Source organism: Niveispirillum sp. FG156 (assembly GCF_057809555.1).
The window spans coordinates 15,390-35,257 of sequence record NZ_JBMDKE010000056.1; the positions used below are offsets into that span (position 1 = coordinate 15,390).

Below are 19,868 nucleotides of genomic sequence, written 5' to 3' on the forward strand. Positions count from 1 at the left end.
GGTTTTGGGTCCCTTATCACATTCTCACAGGCTGGCCGGTCTGTACCGACAGGGCCGCCGCTTCGGCCAGGGCCAGCGCATCGATGCTGGCCTGGTATCCGGTCTCCGGTTTGGCCGTGCCGGCCAGAACCTGGGCGAAATGGTCAAGTTCGGCGGCATAGGCACCGGCATAGCGGTCCATGAAGGCATAGGGGAAGGCATCGGCCTGGGTTCCCGCCTCACCCCAGACGCTGACGGTGCTGCGCACCTCATTCTCCATGCGCGCCATGCCCTTGGACCCGAACGCCTCGATCCGTTGATCATAGCCATAACCGGTGCGGCGGCTGTTCGACAGGGTGCAGAGGCGGCCTGATCCGGTGCGCAGGACCAGCTTCGCCGTATCGACATCGCCCAGCCGTCCGATCTCCGGATCGACAAGGCAGGAGGCCCAGGCGAAAATCTCCACCACCCGTTCCCCCAGCATCCAGGGGGCGAGGTCCAGATCATGGATGGTGAAATCCTTGAACAGGCCGCCGCTGCCGGGGATGAAACCGGGCGGCGGGCTTTCCGGGTCATGGTTCACCACATGCAGGGTTTCCAGATTGCCGATGGCGCCACTGTCGATGCGGGCCTTCAGGGCGCGGACATGACGGTCGAACCGGCGGTTGAAGGCCACGAACAGCGACGGCGCATCCGGGCCGAAATGGCTCTCGGATGCCCGCAGGCGGGCCAGGTCCAGGTCCAGCGGCTTTTCACAGAACACGGCCTTGCCGGCTGACAGGCAGGCAAGGACATGGTCCAGGTGGCAATCCGTGGCGCTGGCCACGATCACGCCCTTCACATCCGCGTCCGACAGGACATCATCCAGCCCGGCCACGCGCGCGCCCGTCCGGCGGGCCAGACGGTCGGCGGCATCGGCGCGCGGGTCCACGATATAGGCAAGGTCGAGGGCGGGATGGGCGGCGGCATTGCCGGCATGGACCCCGCCCATCCGGCCCGCCCCCAATTGTGCGATCTTGAACATGCAACCTCCCATGGACGGTCGGATGCCGTCCTTGTCTGGAACAGGCCTATCATGGAACGAAAATTCTTTCCATTTAAAAAATAGAATTCATCTGCCGTTCAGCTTCAATGGTCGATATTCTGCATCGGAACGGATATTCTATCTGAAAGCGTGTTGGAACCGAGGGGCAAGATGGAAGAGGAAATGTCGGATTTGGCGGCACCGCCCGCCACGGCGGAGGAATTGCGGGCCCTGATCCTGGAACGCTATGACGGATTGTCGAAGCGGTTGAAGCAGATCGCGCGCTTCGTGCTGGACCAGCCGAATGAGACGGCGCTGGAAACCCTGGCCGTGATTGCCGAGCGGACCAATGTGCAGCCATCGGCTATCATCCGCTTTGCCAAGACCTTCGGGTTTTCCGGGGCCAGCCAGATGCAGCGGTTGTTCCGTGATGGGCTGGTGTCGGGCAATGCCGCCTTGAACTATGGCGAACGGGTGCGCAGCTTTGCGCAGAGTGCGGCGACCAATCCCGCCCGCAACCCGGCGGAACTTCTGTCGGAATTCGTGGGCGGCAATGTCCTGGCGCTGCAAACATTGGAACAGCCGGCGACGGTGGATCAGGTGGACGGGGCCATCCGCCTGATTCAGGGCGCGGACACGCTTTACGTTGCCGGTTTCCGCCGGTCGTTCCCGGTGGCGTCATACCTCGCCTATCTGCTGCAACAGGTGGGGCGGCGCACCATCCTGGTCGATGGGGTGGCGGGGCTGGCGCGACAGCAGATGTCGGCCATCCGCAAGGACGACCTGCTGATCGGCATTTCCTATCAGCCCTATGCCGGCGAAACGCTGGAACTGGTGGAACGCGCGGTGGAGCAGGGGGCCGATATCCTGGCCATTTCCGACAGTCTGGTCAGCCCCATCGCCAAGCCCGCCACCTGTGTGTTGCAGGTGCGCGAGGCAGAGGTGCGGGGGTTCCGCTCGCTGGCGGCCAGCATCTGTCTGGCACAGGCGCTGGCAATCGGGCTGGCCTTCGCGGCAGAGGATAAGCCCGTGGAACCGGCACCTAAGCGCAAGGGGCGGAAGGCTTGACGGTGGAGTTTTCATTCTATTTTTAAATGGAATGAAATTTCCATTGCATTCCATGATGAAACGCCATAGCTATGGAGACGGAATTGACGGCCCGGTGAACGGGCCCCCGCGACACGCATGGGGAGTGTTGAATGCCCTCTCAGGATCAACAGACCCTGGACCTTCTGGCCATTGGCCGGTCCAGCGTCGACCTTTACGGCCAGCAGGTCGGTGGGCGATTGGAGGATATGGCCTCCTTCGCCAAATATGTCGGCGGCAGCCCGACCAATACCGCCGTTGGCGGTGCCCGCCTGGGTCTGCGCACGGGTCTGCTGACCCGCGTCGGCGCCGACCATATGGGGCGCTTTATCGCTGAACAGTTGGCGCGGGAAGGGGTGAACACCAGGGGCGTGATCACCGATCCGGCCCGCCTGACCGCCCTTGTCATCCTGGGCATCCGCGACCGTGAGAATTTCCCGCTGATTTTCTATCGGGAGAACTGCGCCGATATGGCGCTGGTGCCCGAGGATGTGGATCTGGAACTGGTGGCCCGTGCGCGGTCGGTGCTGATCAACGGTACCCATCTGTCGCAGCCCGGCGTGCGGGCCGCCAGCCTGAAGGCCGCCCGTGCTGTGCGGGCGGCTGGTGGGCGTGTCGTGTTCGATATCGATTACCGCCCCGTGCTCTGGGGTCTGACGGGCCGCGACGCCGGCGAAAACCGGTTCGTCGCAGCCCAGGCCGTGACCGACAGTTTGCAGGAGGTGCTGCCGCTCTGCGATCTGATCATCGGGACGGAGGAGGAGGTGCATATCCTGGGCGGCAGCACCGACACTATCGCCTGCCTGCGCGCCATCCGGGAAAAGACCCACGCTCTGCTGGTCGCCAAGCGCGGCCCCATGGGCTGTGTGGCCTTTCCCGGCGCCATCCCCGACAGCCTGGATGATGGCGTCGGTGCGCGCGGCTTCCCGGTGGAGGTCTATAATGTGCTTGGCGCGGGCGATGCCTTCATGGCGGGTTTCCTGCGCGGCTGGTTGCGTGATCTGCCCCTGGAACAATGCTGCGAGCTGGGCAATGCCTGCGGGGCCATCGTGGTGTCGCGCCATGGCTGCGCGCCGGCCATGCCCACCTGGACGGAGCTGCAGCATTTCCTGGCCGATGAAGAACGTCCGTTCCGCCTGCGGGAGGATAAGGACCTTGAGCATGTGCATTGGGCGACGACGCGCCAGGGCACCTATCCGGAACTGACCGTCCTGGCCGTGGATCACCGCAGCCAGTTTGAAGATCTGGCGGCGGAGCTGGGGGTGGATATCGGTCTGGTCCCGGCCTTCAAGGATCTGGCCCTGTCGGCGCTGGACCGGGTGGCGGGGGGTGATCCGCGCTTTGGTGTGCTGCTGGATGGGCGGTTCGGGTTCGATGCGCTGGCGCGGGCGGGTGACTTCCCCTACTGGATCGGCCGTCCCATTGAGGAGCCGAAATCACGACCGCTGGCCTTTGAAAGCAGTGCGGACGTGGCGACGGAAATTGCCGAATGGCCGCTGAACCATGTCGTCAAATGCCTGGTCTTCTACCACCCCGATGATCCCGCCGACCTGCGCGAACGCCAGGAACGGCAGGTGCTGCGCCTGTTCGATGCCTGCCGCAAGACACGGCACGAACTGCTGCTGGAGGTGATCGCCCCGCCCGGCAGTACCGTGGACAGCGACACCATCGCCCGCGCGGTGCAGCGTTTCTATGATTTGGGTGTTCGGCCCGACTGGTGGAAACTGGAACCGGTGGAGGATGCGGCGGCCTGGGGCAAGATCTCCCAGGTGGTTGAACGGAATGATCCGCTATGCCGGGGTATCGTCCTGCTGGGCCTGTCGGCACCGGAGGAGGAGCTGGTGGCGTCCTTCCAGGTGGCGGCCTCCTTCCCACAGGTGAAGGGTTTTGCCGTGGGCCGTACCATTTTCCACGATGTGGCGCGCCAATGGCTGACGCGCAGCATTGATGATGAACAGGCGGTAACGGCACTGGCCGGAAAGCTGACGCGGCTGGTCACGGCCTGGCGGAATGCGCGTGAACAGGGGATGGCCACATGAAAACGATCCGACTGACCGCCGCCCAGGCCACGGTGCGCTGGCTGGCGGCGCAGAGGGTGGAAGGCGAAGGGGGACCCATCCCCTTCTTCGCCGGGGTCTGGGCCATCTTCGGCCATGGCAATGTCGCCGGCCTGGGGGAGGCGCTGCACGGCATCGGCGACGCCCTGCCCACCTACCGCGCGCATAATGAACAGGGCATGGCCCATGCCGCCATCGCCTTTGCCAAGGCCAGCAACCGCCGCCGGGCCATGGTCTGCACCAGTTCCATCGGTCCCGGCGCCACCAATATGGTGACGGCGGCAGCACTCGCCCATGTCAACCGCCTGCCGGTGCTGTTCCTGCCCGGTGACGTCTTCGCCAGCCGCAGGCCCGACCCGGTGTTGCAGCAGGTGGAGGATTTCGGCGACGGTACTGTGTCGGCCAATGACTGTTTCCGGCCCGTCAGCCGCTATTTCGACCGGATCGTCCGGGCGGAACAGCTGCTGGACGCGCTGCCCCGCGCCATGGCGGTGCTGACCGATCCGGCGGATTGCGGGCCGGTGACGCTGGCCTTCTGTCAGGATACGCAGGCCGAAGCCTATGACTGGCCCGAACGCTTCTTTGAGGAACGCGTCTGGCATTTCCGGCGGGTGGAGCCGGACCCGCGCGAACTGTCGCTGCTGCGCGACCGGTTGGCCAAGGCCGAACGGCCCCTGATCATCGCCGGTGGCGGGGTGCATTATGCCGGGGCGGCGGCAATTCTGGCCGAATTCGCCCGTGCGACCGGCGTACCGGTGGCAGAGACACAGGCCGGCAAGGGCGCCTTGCCCTGGAACCATCCGGCCAACCTGGGCGCCATCGGCGTGACGGGCAGTGAGGCTGCCAACAAGGCGGCGGATGCGGCCGACCTGATCATCGGCATCGGCACCCGTCTGGCCGATTTCACAACGGGGTCGCGCCGCCTGATCCATAATCAGGGCCGTGATCTGGTGCAGGTGAATGTCGCGGCCTTCGACGCCCATAAGCATGGCGCCCTGCCGGTGGTGGGTGATGCGGGCCGGGTTCTGGAGCTGCTGACGGCGGGTCTGTCGGGCTGGACCGCACCCGTTGGCTGGGTGGCATCCCTGACCGATGCCCGCGCGGCCTGGGATGCTCAGGTGGACCGCGTGACCGCCCCGCCCGCCGGCCCCGGCCTGCCTACCGATGCACAGGTGATCGGCGCGGTGCAGCGGTCCGCCGCCGATGACGCCATCATGGTCTGTGCCGCCGGTGGCCTGCCGGGTGACCTGCACAAGCTGTGGCGGGTGCATCGGCCCGGCGGCTACCATATGGAATATGGTTATTCCTGCATGGGGTATGAAATCGCCGGTGGTGTCGGCGTGGCCATGGCGCAGCCGCAGCGGCCCGTGCATGTCATGGTGGGCGACGGTTCCTACCTGATGATGAATTCCGAACTGGCCGTGTCGGTCATGCTGGGAACCAAGCTGATCGTCACCCTGCTGGATAATCGCGGTTTCGGCTGTATCAACCGGTTGCAGGCGGCCACGGGTGGGGCGCCCTTCAACAACCTGCTGGCCGATGCCCGCCACCATGCAATGCCCCGCATCGATTTCGCCGCCCATGCCGCCAGCCTGGGCGCCATCGCGGAAAAGGTGGCGGATATCGCGGAACTGGAAGCGGCCCTGGCCCGCGCGCGAAAGGCCGACCGCAGCACGGTGATCGTGATCGACACGGACCCGCGCCCGTCTGATGCCGGCGGTGGTGCCTGGTGGGATGTGGCCGTGCCGGAGACATCATCGCGTGAGCAGGTGCGCCAGGCGCGCGCCGCCTATCAAACCAAGATCAATGAAGGTCTGTGATCATGAGCATCCGTTTCGGCGTCAGCCCCATTGCCTGGATCAATGACGACATGCCCGAACTGGGCGGCGATACCCCGCTCTCCACGGTCCTGTCGGATACACGGGAGATCGGGTTCACCGGGATCGAACTGGGCGGGCGTTTCCCGCGCGACCCGGCGGCCCTGCGCGACCTGTTGGGCAGCTACGATCTTGATCTGGTCGGCGGCTGGTACAGCGGCAATCTGCTGACCCAGGATGCCGACGCCGAGATCGCGGCGCTTCAGCCGCATCTGGCGCTGCTGAAGGCGCTGGGCACCGATGTCTTCGTCTTTGCCGAAACCAGCAACGCCATCCATTGCCGCAAGGAAATCCCCCTGAACGACACCCCGTCCCTGACGGAGGCGGAGTGGGAGCAGTTCGGCGCGCGGCTGACCGCCGTATCGGATTATCTGAAGGGCCAGGGCATGCGCATGGCCTATCACCACCATCTGGGCACGGTGGTGGAACGGCCAGCCGACCTGGATGCTTTCCTGCGCCATACGGGGCCCAGCGTCGGACTGACCGTCGATACGGGGCATGCCGTGCTGGGTGGCGTCGATCCGCTGGCCCTGCTGCGCGACCATCCCGAACGCGTGGCCCATGTCCATTGCAAGGATGTGCGCAACGATGTCTTCGCCCGCGTGCGCGAAATGGGGATGAGCTTCCTGGACGGTGTGCTGGCCGGCATGTTCACGGTCCCCGGCGATGGCAGCATCGATTTCGCCGCAATCATGCGCACCCTGGCTGATATCGGCTATAGCGGCTGGGTGATTGTAGAGGCCGAACAGGACCCCGCCATCGCCCCGCCGGCCCAGTATGGCCGCATCGGTATCCGCACCTTGACCGAAACCGCGACGGCGGCGGGTCTGACCATTGTGGGGAGGGGAGTATGAGCCGGCTGCGTGTCCGCCCCACGGCCCCCGATGTTGATGGCCGCACCCTGTCGGTGACGCCGGAAAGTGCGGGCTGGGGCCATGTCGGCTTTGCCCTGCACCGGTTGGCACCGGGGCAAAGCGTGTCAGGGCTGGACCCTGACCGGGAAATCTGTCTGGTGCTGGTGGCCGGTACGGCGCGCATTGTCGCGGGGGCGGTCGATCTGGGCCTGACCGGCGGGCGCGAAAGCCCGTTTGTCGATGCCGCCCCCGGTGCCGCCTATATCCCCGCCGGGGTTCCCTACACTGTCACGGCGGAGGGTCCGGTCGAACTGGCCGTCTGTTCGGCACCCGGCAGGCCCGGTGGCGACGCCCGCCTGATCGCGTCCGCTCAAATGGGGCGGGAGGTGCGGGGACAGGGCACCAATACCCGCCATGTGCGCAACATCCTGCCTGAGGGGGAGCCCGCCGACAGCCTGCTGGTGGTGGAGGTGGTCACACCCGGCGGCCACTGGTCCAGCTACCCGCCGCACAAGCATGATACAGCGCGCGAGCAGGAAACCCTGCTGGAGGAAACCTATTACCACCGCCTGAACCCGCCCCAGGGCTTCGCGTTCCAGCGTGTCTATACGGACGACCGGTCGCTGGATGAGACGGTGTGCGTGGAGGATGGCGATGTAGTGATGGTGCCGCGCGGGTATCATCCCGTCGGCGCCCCCCATGGCTATGATCTTTATTACCTGAATGTGATGGCGGGACCGGAGCGCAAGTGGCGTTTCCATAATGACCCCGCCCATGAATGGATCATCACGGGACCGCGCTGAACCGCCGTTTCCCGTCAAATCAGGAACCTGAACGATGCGCGAGATTTCGCATTTCATCGATGGGCAGCGCGTGCCCGGACGGTCGGGCCGTTACGCCGATGTGTTCGACCCCAATTCCGGGCAGGTGCAGGCCCGTGTGGCGCTGGCCAGCGGCGGTGAACTGGACGCAGCTATCGCCTCTGCTGCCCGCGCGCAGCCGGCCTGGGCCGCCATGAACCCGCAGCGCCGGGCGCGCGTCATGTTCAATTTCAAGCATCTGCTTGAAAAGCATATGGATGAGCTGGCCCATCTGCTGTCGTCCGAACATGGCAAGGTCATTGCCGATGCCAAGGGCGATATCCAGCGCGGGCTGGAGGTGATTGAATTCGTCTGCGGCATCCCGCACCTGCTGAAGGGGGATTACACCCAGGGTGCGGGGCCGGGCATCGATGTCTATTCCATGCGTCAGCCGCTGGGCGTCGTGGCCGGTATCACGCCGTTCAACTTTCCGGCCATGATCCCGCTCTGGATGCTGGGGCCGGCGGTGGCGGCGGGCAATGCCTTCATCCTGAAGCCGTCGGAACGCGACCCGTCGGTACCGGTCCGGCTGGCCGAACTGCTGATGGAGGCGGGGCTGCCGCCCGGCATCGTCAATGTGGTGCAGGGCGATAAGGAGGCGGTGGAAGGCATTCTGGATCACCCGACCATCCGCGCCGTCAGTTTTGTCGGGTCCAGCGATATCGCCCATTCCGTCTATAATCGTGGCTCGGCTGCCGGCAAGCGCATGCAGTGCATGGGCGGGGCCAAGAACCATGGCATCGTCCTGCCCGACGCGGACCTGGATCAGGCCGTGGCCGACATTATCGGTGCCGCCTATGGCTCCGCCGGGGAACGCTGCATGGCCTTGCCGGTGGTCGTGCCGGTCGGCGAACGTACGGCCCTGGCTCTGCGCGAAAAGCTGGTGGCGGCCATCGACGGTCTGCGCGTCGGTGTTTCCACCGATGAACAGGCCCATTACGGCCCCGTCGTTACCGCCCAGCACAAGGCCCGCATCGAACGCTACATCGCGATGGGGGTGGAGGAAGGGGCCGAACTGGTGGTCGACGGGCGGGGATTGAGCCTGCAGGGCCATGAGGAAGGCTATTTCCTTGGCCCGACCTTGTTCGACCATGTGAAGGCCGACATGCAGGCCTATCGCGATGAAATCTTCGGCCCCGTGCTGCAGATTGTGCGGGCCGACAGCTTTGCCGAGGCCATCAGCCTGCCGACCCGGCACGCATACGGGAACGGTGTTGCCATCTTCACCGCCAATGGCGATGCGGCCCGCGAATTTGCCGACAATGTGGAGATCGGCATGGTCGGCATCAATGTGCCGATCCCGGTTCCTGTCGCCTATCACAGCTTCGGCGGCTGGAAACGGTCGGGCTTTGGTGACCTGAACCAGTATGGCATTGACGGCATCCGCTTCTTCACCCGCACCAAGACCGTGACCCAGCGCTGGCCCCGCCGCCAGGGCGCGGTTGTGGACCAGAGCTTTGTGATCCCGACGATGCGGTAAGTCCGCGTCGTCGGCATAACCCCCATGGCAGGGGGGCTTTCCCTTACAAAAATCCTCAAGGAATGGGAGACCAAGACCATGCGTGCCCTGATCCCGATTGCAGCGCTGCTGCTGCTGTCCGCCTGCGGGCAGGACAAGCCGGCTGTCCCGATGGCGACGGCCAGTCTTCCCCTGGTCAAGCCGGTGGCGGAAACCGCCCCCGGTCTGCCGGACAGCGTGCAGACCGGTGATGCCGATGATCCATCCTTCTGGCTGCATCCCACGGATCCGGCAAAAAGCCTGGTGATCGCGGCGGTGAAGGGATCGGGCCTGCGCGTCTATGATCTTCAGGGCAAGCTGGTGCAGCGGATCGATGCCCAGCCCGACGGCCGATACAACAATGTCGATGTGGCCTATGGGCTGAAGCGCCCCGACGGGTCCACCGTCGACATTGCGGTGGCCAGTGACCGTGGTCGCGACCGTCTGGTGGTATGGGCCATTGATCCGGCCAACCCGGATGCCCCGCTGACTGATGTCAGCGACCCTAGCCAGGGTCCGGTCTTCCCCACCCGCCTGTCACAGGATGGCAAAAGCGAGATCGACAATCCCGTTTCCGATCAGGTCAGCGCCTATGGCCTGACCCTGTGGCAGGACAAGGCAACGGGGGAGGTGCGGGCCGTGGTGGCGCAGCGCAAGGCGGCGCGACTGGCCGAACAGCGCTTGGTGGTGAAGCCCGACGGGACCGTCGGTCATGAGCGTGTCCGCCACTGGGATTTCCCCACCAGCCACAAGGGTCAGGATTTGTGGGCGGAGCATGACACTGATCCCGAACAGGATTGGTCACCGCAGTTCGAGGGGCTGGTGGTCGACGCCGAAGCCGGCATTCTGTTCGCAGGGCAGGAGGATGTGGGCCTGTGGCGCGTCAACCTGACCACCGGCAAGGCCGACGACAAACCCTTCTATGAAACGCGCGGATCGGTGAAAAGCCCCTTCAACAATCCTGACAGCAAGGTTGCCCGCGATGTCGAAGGCCTGGCGCTCTATCGTGGGGCCGACGGTACCGGCTATCTGATCGCCTCCAGCCAGGGTGATGCCCATGGTGATGGTGGGCATTCAGACAATGGTGGTCTGGATGACAGCTTCGCCATCTTCGAACGCGGCGGGCAGAACCGGTATCTGGGCAGTTTCAGGCTGACGGCCAATGGCGCCATCGATGCCGGTCAGGAATGTGACGGGGCCGAACTGGTCTCCATCCCCTTGCCCGGCTATCCCAACGGCCTGCTGATGGTACAGGACGGGTACAATGATGATCTGAACGGTATGAGCGGGGACCCGAAGGCCACCAATTTCAAATATGTCTCCTGGGCCGATGTCATGGCCGCCCTGCCGGGTACCTTGACGGTACCGGCAGGGGGCTGGTCACCGCGATAGGATTGACGGGTTCCGCCGTCAACCGCGCCGGGCCGCATCGATGATGGCGATGTCGATCTTCGACATCGCCATCATGGCTTCGAACGCCCGTTTCGCCTCGTCACCGCCGGCGGCCAGTGCCGCTGTCAGGGTGCGCGGGGTGATCTGCCAGGAGATGCCCCACTTGTCCTTGCACCAGCCACAGGCACTTTCCTGGCCGCCATTGCCCACGATGGCGTTCCAGTACCGGTCGGTTTCCTCCTGATCGTCGGTGGCGATCTGGAACGAAAACGCCTCGCAATGTTTGAAGGCCGGCCCACCATTCAGGCCCAGACAGGGGATGCCAGCCACCGTGAACTCCACGGTCAGCACATCCCCAGCCTTGCCGGAAGGATAATCGCTGGGCGCGCGGTGTATGGCCGTTACGGCACTGTCGGGGAACAGTGAGGCGTAGAAATGTGCCGCTTCCTCCGCGTCCCTGTCGTACCAGATGCAGATGGTGTTCTTGGCCGCCGTCATGGTCCGTCCCCTTGCGTCTGAAAGGCGGACGTCTGCGCCGCCATGGGCAAAGGATATCATGAACGCCGCTGCCGTCCGAGCGGCGGGATACCAATCCGTCCCGCACTGGGACCAGAAAACACGAAAGCCGCCGTCATGTCTGACGGCGGCTTTTCGCGTAAGCCCTTGAAAGGGCTTCGAGAGAATGGTCGGAGCGACAGGATTCGAACCTGCGACCCCTAGACCCCCAGTCTAGTGCGCTACCAGGCTGCGCCACGCTCCGACCTCTCGAGGAACGCCGGTCGGTTTGGGCCGTCCGTCGTTCGGGCGCGGACTATAGCCACCACATTTGGGGGATGCAACGGTTGTGTCAGGAAAAATGCGTTTTCCGGTCTGCCTTGCCCAAAGCGCGGGTCTGCGCGCCCGCCGCCGCGCGCGGCGGCGGGCCGGTTTCTGGGCTAACATCCGTGCCTGAACATCAAGAAAATCAAAGGGATGCACGCGGAAATCCGCCATGTTTATGTGACCACGCCCGACCCGTACATCGCCTGCATCATCGCCTTCGATGTGGTGGTTGAGGGTCTGGCCGCCTGTGGGGAAAATCCTTCCAGACATGGAATCAGTGTATCGCGGGCGGATGAAACTGCCCTGAATCCGAATTGCCATGCGACGGGGTTCAAGACGTTGGTAGCGCGGCTAGTCCTGGCGACAGGTGGCAATGATTGACCATCCGCCTGCGCGCCTTCAGACCGGGTGTGCGGTTCTGACCGCTTGACGGGACATGGGCGCCCGCCCTATACCGCCCCCGTCAATTGGGGAGTAGTCCGCCGCCGGTGCAATTGCCTGGTGGTGTCCGTGTCAACAGACTTGGGGTTCGCCCCATGGCGCGGACGACTGGCCAGCAGGCCCGTTCGACGAGACCGATGGCGCAATTGCCCTTCCCGGGACCGGGGGTGGATTGCGTTCATCGTTGCTCAGTCGTCCCCGGAGTCATTGTCTTGATCGCCACCACGACCTTCGCCCTGGCCCTCAGTCTGGCTATGGATGCGTTCGCCGCCGCTTTGGGCAAGGGCGCTGCCCTGCGTCGTCCCAATATGGGCCAAGCCTTGACCGTCGGTGCCGTCTTCGGCGCGTTTCAGATGGTCATGCCGTTGATCGGCTTTGCGCTGGGCATGGCCTTTGCCGATATCGTCGCCGCCGTGGATCACTGGATTGCCTTTGCCCTGCTGTCCGTGGTCGGCGGACGCATGGTGTGGGAGGCCTGGAAGGGCGAGGATGATGAAGAGAACGGGGCCGGTGGCATGACGCTCACCCTCTCCGCCCTGTTCATGGCCGGGTTTGCGACCTCTGTCGATGCCCTGGCCATCGGTGTGCCCCTGGCCTTCTTCGATGAGCCGATCCTGGCGTCGGCACTGGTCATCGGGCTGGTGACGTTCGGCCTGTCGACGGTGGGCGTGATGCTGGGCCGGGCCGTTGGCCCGCTGCTGGGGCGCTGGGCGGTCGGGATCGGCGGAGCCGGCCTGATGCTGCTGGGCACCAAGATCCTGGTGCAGCATCTGGGGGCGTAAGCCCCCCCCTCAATCCATCAGTTCGGCACGGATGGCGAGCATCCGATCAATATTGTCGATGAACAGACGGGCCAGCGTAGGGTCCAGGTGGCTGCCGGCAATCTGGTCCAGATGGGCCAGCACGTCTTCCATCTTCCAGGGCTGCTTATAGGGTCGCGCCGACAGCAGGGCGTCGAACACGTCACAGATGGCAACGATCCGCCCGCTGAGGGGAATGTCTTCCCCGGCCAAGCCCAGAGGATAGCCGCTTCCGTCCCATTTTTCATGGTGTGTGCCGGCAATCTCCGACGCCAAATCCAGCAATGCCAGCCCACTGCCAGCCAGCAATTGCTCACCGATGCGGGCATGGGTCTTCATGATGACCCATTCATCCTCATCCAGCCGGCCGGGTTTCAGCAGGACACGATCGGGAATGCCGATCTTGCCGATATCGTGCAGCGGTGCCGCCGCTGCGATCTTGGCGCACAGGGCGGGCGGTAGGCCGGCCAGTTCCGCCATGACACCGGACATGCGGCCGATGCGGGTGACATGCTGGCCCGTATCCTCGTCCCGGAACTCCCCGGCGGAACACAGGCGGGTGATGATCTCGGCGCGCGTCCGCTCCAGTTCCGCCGTCCGCTCCCGCACCAGCCGTTCCAGCACCTCCGTCTGCCGACGCTGCGCCTTGTTCAGCAGATGCAGTTCCAGAAGATTGCGCGACCGTGCCTCCAGTTCCCAGAAGGCATAGGGTTTTGTGACATAGTCGCGGGCACCGGCATCCAGCGCGCGGCGGCGCGAAGCCTCGTCATTCTGCGCCGTTACCATCAGCACGGGCGGCGTTTCCGACCCCAGGATGGCCTTCAGCCGGCCAATGAAGCCCGGACCATCCAGTCCCGGCATGCGGTAATCCAGCAGCACGAGGTCCGGCACATTGCGTTCCGCGATGGCCAGCCCCTCGAACGGGTCCATGGTGGAACTGACATTCTCAAAACCCGCCATGTCCAGCATGCCCAGCAGCAGTTCCACATTCGCGGGCATGTCATCGACGACCAGGATATGAGCGAGGCGCTGTTCATCTTCCATCGTGGAAGGGGCTGCGACGGCAGCGACATTCATGCTCAGGCGGCCCTTCTTGCCAGCGCCTCGTCAACGGCCGACAGGAACTCCGGCACGTGCAATGGCTTCGTCAGATAGCGGTGGAACCCGGCGGCCACCCCCCGCTCAACCTCTCGGGGCAGGGCGTTGGCCGACAGGGCGAGGGCAGGGATGCCGGAAGTGGCCGGATCGGCACGCAGCCGGGCCAGCACTTCGAACCCATCCATACCCGGCAGGTTGATATCCAGAATGATGATGTCGGGCAGATGGGACCGCGCCAACTGCAATCCCGATCCCGGATCGGCGGCCACCAGCAGGCGGAAGCCGCCCAGGCTGTCGATCAGGTCGCGCATCAGCTGAATGTTGGCGGGATTATCCTCCACATACAGCATCGTGCGCTCCGTATCGGCGCTGTTGCTGGTCAGGGCTGCGGTCCGGGTGTTTTCCAGGGCGACGACCGGTGCGGCGGCAGGCAGGTCGAAATGGAACCGGCTGCCCTGTCCCTCCGTGCTGTCCACCAGGATGACACCCCCCATGGCCTGGACCAGGCGCTGGCAGATGGTGAGGCCGATACCCGTACCCTCAACCGTGCCATGTTCGCGTCCCAGACGGTTGAAAGGCTGGAACAGCTGATTGAGACGGTCGGCAGGGATGCCAAGACCGGTATCGGTCACGCAGACGGAGATGCGGCCATCGGTTCCGGGCACGACGGACAGGACGACCCGGCCATTGGTACGGTTATATTTGATGGCGTTGGAGGTGAGGTTGCTCAGCACCTGCACCAGCCGCGTCCGGTCGGCATAGACGGTGGCGCTCTCCGCCTTGATATCAAGGGACAGGGTGATGCCGGCACCGTCGGCCACGGGCTGCATGTTGCTGGCCACATCGCGCGCGACCGCCGCCGCATCGACAGGCTCCAGCGACATGGACAGCCGCCCGGCCTCCACCTTGGCCAGATCCAGGACCTCGTCGATCAGGCGCAGCAGATGGGTGCCGGCCTTCTCAATCTGAACGGCGGCGCGTTCCTGCTTGACGGTCAACGGTTCCCGCGCACGGTTATAAAGCAGCAGCTGCGCGAACCCCATGATGGAGTTCAGGGGCGTACGCAATTCATGGCTCATGCTGGCCAGGAATTCGGACTTGGCCTGGCTGGCGGCCTCCGCGCGGGCGCGGGCCTCCTCCAGGTCCAGGGTGCGTTCGGCCACACGCTGTTCCAGGGCGACCTTGGATTGCTCCAACTCCGCCTCGATGCGGCGGCGGACCTGCATCTCCTCTCCCAAAGCCTGGAAGGACCGGCGCAACTGTTCCGCCTCACGCGCGGCGGCGGCGGAAATGCGGCGGTCGGCGATCCCGGCGACGAGGGCCAGAACCAGCAGCCCATAGGTGGCGGCGGCGATGGCGGCGGCCAGGACGGTACGCGGGATGCCTTCGGATGCGGGCGGCAGGGTCGGGTCGATGGTGACGACAAGGGCGCCCATCCCCGTATAATGCATGCCGCAGATGGCAACGCCCATCACCAGGGCCGCCGCCACGCGCAAACTGAAACGCTGCGGCGTCAGGGCCAGCCAGAGCGCGACCGTCGCGGCCACCAGGGCGATCACGACGGACAGGGTGAAGAGGCCGGGTTCATAGGCGATGGAGCCCGGCAGCAGCAGTGCCGCCATGCCCGTATAGTGCATGACGACGACGCCCATGCCCACAATCGCGCCTGCCGGCAACAGCCGCGCCGGCCCGATGCCACCGCTGACCAGCCACAGGCCAAGCGCTACCACGGCAATGGGCACCACCAGGGACAGGATGGTCAATCCCGTATGGAAACCGACTGCGGCCTCCGTATCGAAGGCCAGCATGCCCAGGAAATGCATGGACCAGATGCCGCCACCCAGTGCCATCGACGCTGCGCCATGCCAGGCCCAGCGCCAGCTTCCGTCTGAATGGCGTAGCCGTTCGGCCATATCCAGGGCGACGAAGGAAGCAAAAGCGGCGGTCAGGTAGGACAGCGCAACCAGCCAAAGGTTGTGACCTGTGGCGGCGCCCTCGGCGTTCGTGAAGCATAAACCCAGAATCTCAACGCGCACCAATACCCCCGCCCACAAGCTGTTCATGGGAGTATCCATATTTATGCGACATCGGAAAGGTTAAAAGCACGAACGAACAATTCGCGGCGGACGCAACTTGTCGTTGGGTGGCGGCCTTTTGAAATGGATGGAGCGGGTTAAGGATGGGCCTGACCTATGCACTATCCCAATGCACTTGCCATCGCTTGCTGCGGTCCGTTCTGTTTCCGATCCAGCACGCGTATTCTGTGCCCAACGCGTGGCCAAGGGTGCCGGCGGATTTGGTGGAACGAACGCCCGATGCGGTTACGGTTGCTGTCATTGAGGGGACGGTTGGTCCTTCTGCTGGTCGTGGTCATCATGGCCGCGTCCGGGTTGATGCTTCTGGAATATCAATCGCGCCGGCATGAGGCGCAGCAGCAGGCATTGAACCGGGCACAGGACATTGCCCGCTTCGCCGCCACGCAGCAGGCGGAGCTTCTGACCAGTCTCCAGCGTCTGGTGGGGGTTGCGGCCACCCGCATCTCGCGGGAGGCACCGGCGGACTGTGCCCGTTCACTGCAGACGCTTAAGGGGACCCAGCCCTGGGTTTCCAACATCTTTGTCGCCCGGCCCGACGGGTCCATCCTGTGTTCGACCGCCCCCGATGATGAAGAGATCAACCTTTCCGACCGCGCCTATTTCAAGGAGGCGCTGACAAAGGTTCGCCCGGCAAGCAGCGGCTATCTCCGGTCCCGCTCCTCGGGCCGACCCGTGATGGTCTATGCTCAGCCGATTGTCGTGGAGGACCGGCAGGTGTCGGGTGTGGCGCTTGCGGGCATGCTCCTCGACTGGCTGGATGGTCTGGCGGCCCGCACATTGGCGGCGGCGCCCGGTGCCACGCTGACCGCGCTGGATCGCGATGGTGTGATCCTGGCCCGTTATCCCGCCATGTCGGGGATAGACGGTGTTTCGATGGCGCATGCACCCTTCGCGCAGGCGGCCGTGGCCAGCGATCAGGGCACCTGGATCGGTGAGGAACTGGACGATGTTCCGCGGCTGATGGGCTTCGTGTCACTGAACAGCGGTATCCGTATCATCGTCTCCTATCCCCGGGACGAGGTTCTGTCGTCGGCCGTGGGGCAGTTCCAGCGCAATATGGGCCTGCTATTTGCCTTGGCCGTCCTGTCGGTCATGGCTCTTTATCTGGGCCTGACCCAGGCTGTTCTGAACCCGCTGCGCGATCTGATCGGCACGGTGCAGAGGTTGGGCCGTGGAGAATTGAGCCTGCGTGCCGTTGCGGGGCCGGGAGAGATCGGGACCCTGGCCGCCGCCATCAATGATATGGCCGCCGGTCTGCAGCGGCAGACGGCGGAACTGGCCACCCGCGATGCCCAATACCGCCTGCTGTCGGAACAGGGCAGCGACGTGGTGGCGCTGCACACGCTGGATGGCACCTATATCTATGTCTCACCCACGGCCAGTTGGATGTTGGGCTATGTGCCCGAACAACTGATTGGGTCCACCCCGCAGGACCGTGTTCACCCTGACGAGTGGGCTGTGCTGGAGCGTGCCCTGTCCATCCTGATCGCGGGAATGCCCTGCGCGCCCGTGACCTATCGGCTACGTCATGGCGATGGTCATTGGATCTGGGTGGAGACGGCCTTTGCCCTGGCGGCGGACGCGCTGGCGGGACAGCGTATCGTTTCGGCCACCCGCGATGTTGGTGACCGCGTCACCCAGGAACAGGAATTGCGGGCGGCGCGCGACCGCATGGGCGAACAGGCGCAAAGTCTTCAGGCCCTGGCCTCCGACCTGGACCGGTCACGCCGTATCGCCGAAGCCGCAGCGGAAGCGGCGGAAGCCGCGCGCGGCGAAGCGGAACGCGCCAATCAGGCCAAGTCGGAATTCCTGGCCAATATGAGCCATGAGGTCCGTACGCCGATGAACGGCATCGTGGGCATGACAGCGCTTCTGCTGGACACGGCCCTGACGCCGGAGCAGCGGGGCTTTGCCGAAACGATCCGGGAAAGCGCGGATGCTCTTCTCTATGTCATCAATGACATCCTGGATGTTTCGAAGCTGGAAGCCGGCAAGCTGGAACTGGAGAGCATTGATTTCGCGCTGGATGAGATCGTGGATGGCGTTGTCGCGCTTCTGACGCCCCGCGCCCAGGAGAAGGGCATCGCCCTGACGGTCCATATCGATCCTGCCGCCAACAGGGCCTATCGCGGCGACCCCGCGCGTCTGCGCCAAATTCTTCTTAATCTGGCCGGCAACGCCGTGAAATTCACCAGCGAGGGGCAGGTTGCCATCCATGTCGCGGCTGCCAATGACGCGCCGGGCGGGGTGACGCCCCTGCAATTCGCCGTCAGTGACACCGGCATCGGCATGAGTGCTGAACAGGTCGGACGGCTGTTCCAGAAATTCACCCAGGCGGATAATTCCATCACCCGCCGTTTCGGTGGAACCGGCCTTGGCCTTACCATCTGCCGTCAGCTTGTGCAGCTGATGGGGGGCGACATCACGGTTGAAAGCAAAAGCGGGGAGGGTAGCCGCTTCTGCTTCACGGTTCCGCTGCCTGATGCGGCGGCGGCGCCCCCGGATTCGGCCCGCGTGGATGAATGGCTGCGTGATCGGCGTGCCCTTGTCGTTGATGATACGGACACGGACCGCCGCATCCTGTCGCGTCAGCTGGAACGGCTGGGCATGAAGGTCGCCGTGGCCAATGGCGCGCCGGCGGCCTTGGCCGATCTGGAACGGGCCCTGCGTGAAGGTACCTGTCCCAAGCTGATCCTGATCGATCAGGCCATGCCGGGCATGACGGGGGAGACGCTGGGCGCCTGGCTGCGCGGCCATCCCAGCTTTGCCGGCATCAAGCTGGTGCTTGTCACCTCTGCCGGCAAGCTGGATCCCGGCGATCCGGCGGCGGAGAATTTTGATGCCGTCATGGTCAAGCCGATACGCCCGCAGAACCTGAAGGAGGTTCTGGGTCGCTTGTTCGCGCCCGCATTAGGCCCGATGCCGGACATGGGCACCAGTCTGGATGCCGGTCGTGGCAAGGGGCGGCGTGTGCTGGTGGTGGATGACAATTCCGTCAACCGCAACGTTGCCCGCCTTATCCTCGAGCGGGATGGCTATGGGGTCGATCTGGTGGATGACGGCATGGAAGCCATCGTGGCGGCGGAGGCCAGCCGATACGATCTGATCCTGATGGATGTGCAGATGCCCGGCATGGACGGGATCGAGGCGACGCGGATGATCCGTACGCAGGAAGGCCAGACAGGCAAGCCCCGTACGCCCATCATCGCCATGACGGCCAACGCCATGGTCGGCATGCGCGAGAGCTATCTTGAGGCCGGCATGGACGATTACGTTTCCAAACCCTATGAGCCCCTGGAATTGCTGCGTACGGCGGCGCATTGGTGCGGCATGCGGGAAACCCCTGACACCGTTATTGCCCCGCCCCCTTCGGAGAACTTGATGGATTTCGTTGCATACCCCGTCATCGACAAGACGGTCATGGACGGGTTGCTGGCCTTTACCGACGGTCCGGAATTTGCCGATCTGGTCACGAAATTCGTGGCAACAGGGCGTGAACGCACGGCGCGGATGGGCACCTTGGCGCAAAATGGCGGTTGGGAGGAATTACGGCGCGAGGCGCATTCCATGATCTCCCTGGCCGGCAATCTGGGGTTGCGGCAGGTGCAGCATCTGGCGGCTGCCATCGAAACCAGCCTGCTCAACGGGGAACAGGCAACAGCCGCAAAGCTGGCCCAGAAGATATCCAACCTCGCGCCGGTCGCGTGGCAGGCGGCGGAAGAGCATGGGGACGCTTTGGTGCGGTTGCCAACAGCGCTTTGACCACTGGCTGTCATCCCGCAGGGCTGCCTTGCATCTGGTAGAGTGTGATCAGTTTAAATGGAAGCATTTAAACCGTGAATCACATGACAAACTCTAGAGCGGGATGAATTTAGGTTGAATCGCAAGGGGATACCCAAGGGCTTGGAAATATGATTCAAGGTTTCCAGCATGACTGATGGATGCTGGAAGCGATGGGACGGCCCTATTCGATGGATCTGCGGG

The 19,868-nt window shown here is 64.4% G+C and carries 14 protein-coding genes and 1 tRNA gene; 10 read left to right on the top strand and 5 right to left on the bottom strand.

Annotated elements, in window-relative coordinates; translation table 11 throughout:
• Positions 1-16 precede the first annotated feature (16 nt).
• Positions 17-1,003 carry a Gfo/Idh/MocA family protein gene (locus ACODSP_RS25970; RefSeq protein WP_488968420.1) on the bottom strand — a complete coding sequence of 329 codons (987 nt, stop codon included), beginning with the start codon at positions 1,001-1,003 and terminating at the stop codon, positions 17-19.
• A gap of 183 nt (positions 1,004-1,186) precedes the next feature.
• Between ACODSP_RS25970 and ACODSP_RS25975 the strand changes: the two genes are divergently transcribed.
• From ACODSP_RS25975 to ACODSP_RS26005, 7 genes are all read left to right on the top strand, one after another.
• Positions 1,187-2,071, top strand: a complete 885-nt coding sequence (locus ACODSP_RS25975; protein WP_488968421.1) for a MurR/RpiR family transcriptional regulator — start codon at positions 1,187-1,189, stop codon at positions 2,069-2,071.
• A gap of 131 nt (positions 2,072-2,202) precedes the next feature.
• Entirely contained in the window at positions 2,203-4,128 is a 1,926-nt protein-coding gene (locus ACODSP_RS25980) for a bifunctional 5-dehydro-2-deoxygluconokinase/5-dehydro-2-deoxyphosphogluconate aldolase (RefSeq protein WP_488968422.1), read from the top strand.
• Complete coding sequence (gene iolD / locus ACODSP_RS25985) at positions 4,125-5,966, top strand: 3D-(3,5/4)-trihydroxycyclohexane-1,2-dione acylhydrolase (decyclizing) (protein WP_488968423.1); 1,842 nt, start codon at positions 4,125-4,127, stop codon at positions 5,964-5,966. Before ACODSP_RS25980 ends, iolD begins: the two co-directional genes overlap by 4 nt.
• A 2-nt stretch (positions 5,967-5,968) precedes the next feature.
• Positions 5,969-6,877 carry a myo-inosose-2 dehydratase gene (gene iolE, locus ACODSP_RS25990; RefSeq protein ID WP_488968424.1) on the top strand — a complete coding sequence of 303 codons (909 nt, stop codon included), beginning with the start codon at positions 5,969-5,971 and terminating at the stop codon, positions 6,875-6,877.
• On the top strand, positions 6,874-7,680 hold the full coding sequence (gene iolB / locus ACODSP_RS25995) for a 5-deoxy-glucuronate isomerase (RefSeq protein ID WP_488968425.1): 807 nt from the start codon (positions 6,874-6,876) through the stop codon (positions 7,678-7,680). The genes iolE and iolB overlap by 4 nt, the downstream gene beginning before the upstream one ends.
• A gap of 34 nt (positions 7,681-7,714) precedes the next feature.
• Complete coding sequence (locus ACODSP_RS26000) at positions 7,715-9,217, top strand: CoA-acylating methylmalonate-semialdehyde dehydrogenase (protein ID WP_488968426.1); 1,503 nt, start codon at positions 7,715-7,717, stop codon at positions 9,215-9,217.
• 78 nt (positions 9,218-9,295) lie between these two features.
• Positions 9,296-10,627, top strand: a complete 1,332-nt coding sequence (locus ACODSP_RS26005; RefSeq protein WP_488968427.1) for a phytase — start codon at positions 9,296-9,298, stop codon at positions 10,625-10,627.
• An 18-nt stretch (positions 10,628-10,645) separates the two neighbouring features.
• Here the strand turns inward: ACODSP_RS26005 and ACODSP_RS26010 are convergent, their stop codons facing one another.
• Both ACODSP_RS26010 and ACODSP_RS26015 read right to left on the bottom strand, forming a co-directional pair.
• On the bottom strand, positions 10,646-11,125 hold the full coding sequence (locus tag ACODSP_RS26010) for a VOC family protein (protein ID WP_488968428.1): 480 nt from the start codon (positions 11,123-11,125) through the stop codon (positions 10,646-10,648).
• Between the two features lie 185 nt (positions 11,126-11,310).
• Positions 11,311-11,387 (bottom strand) — tRNA-Pro (locus tag ACODSP_RS26015).
• 212 nt (positions 11,388-11,599) lie between these two features.
• Between ACODSP_RS26015 and ACODSP_RS26020 the strand changes: the two genes are divergently transcribed.
• Entirely contained in the window at positions 11,600-11,830 is a 231-nt protein-coding gene (locus ACODSP_RS26020; RefSeq protein WP_488968429.1) for a hypothetical protein, read from the top strand.
• 272 nt (positions 11,831-12,102) lie between these two features.
• On the top strand, positions 12,103-12,672 hold the full coding sequence (locus tag ACODSP_RS26025; RefSeq protein ID WP_488968430.1) for a manganese efflux pump MntP: 570 nt from the start codon (positions 12,103-12,105) through the stop codon (positions 12,670-12,672).
• 9 nt (positions 12,673-12,681) lie between these two features.
• Here ACODSP_RS26025 and ACODSP_RS26030 read toward each other — a convergent pair whose 3' ends face one another.
• Entirely contained in the window at positions 12,682-13,767 is a 1,086-nt protein-coding gene (locus ACODSP_RS26030; RefSeq protein ID WP_488968431.1) for an HD domain-containing phosphohydrolase, read from the bottom strand.
• A 2-nt stretch (positions 13,768-13,769) separates the two neighbouring features.
• Positions 13,770-15,851 (bottom strand): MHYT domain-containing protein, encoded by a 2,082-nt coding sequence (locus tag ACODSP_RS26035; RefSeq protein ID WP_488968432.1) that lies wholly within the window; start codon positions 15,849-15,851, stop codon positions 13,770-13,772.
• 252 nt (positions 15,852-16,103) lie between these two features.
• On the opposite strand from ACODSP_RS26035, the gene ACODSP_RS26040 reads away from it, so the two are divergent.
• The gene (locus ACODSP_RS26040; protein ID WP_488968433.1) at positions 16,104-19,646 is read left to right on the top strand and encodes a response regulator; all 3,543 of its coding nucleotides are present in this window, start codon (positions 16,104-16,106) and stop codon (positions 19,644-19,646) included.
• Positions 19,647-19,868: the final 222 nt, after the last annotated feature.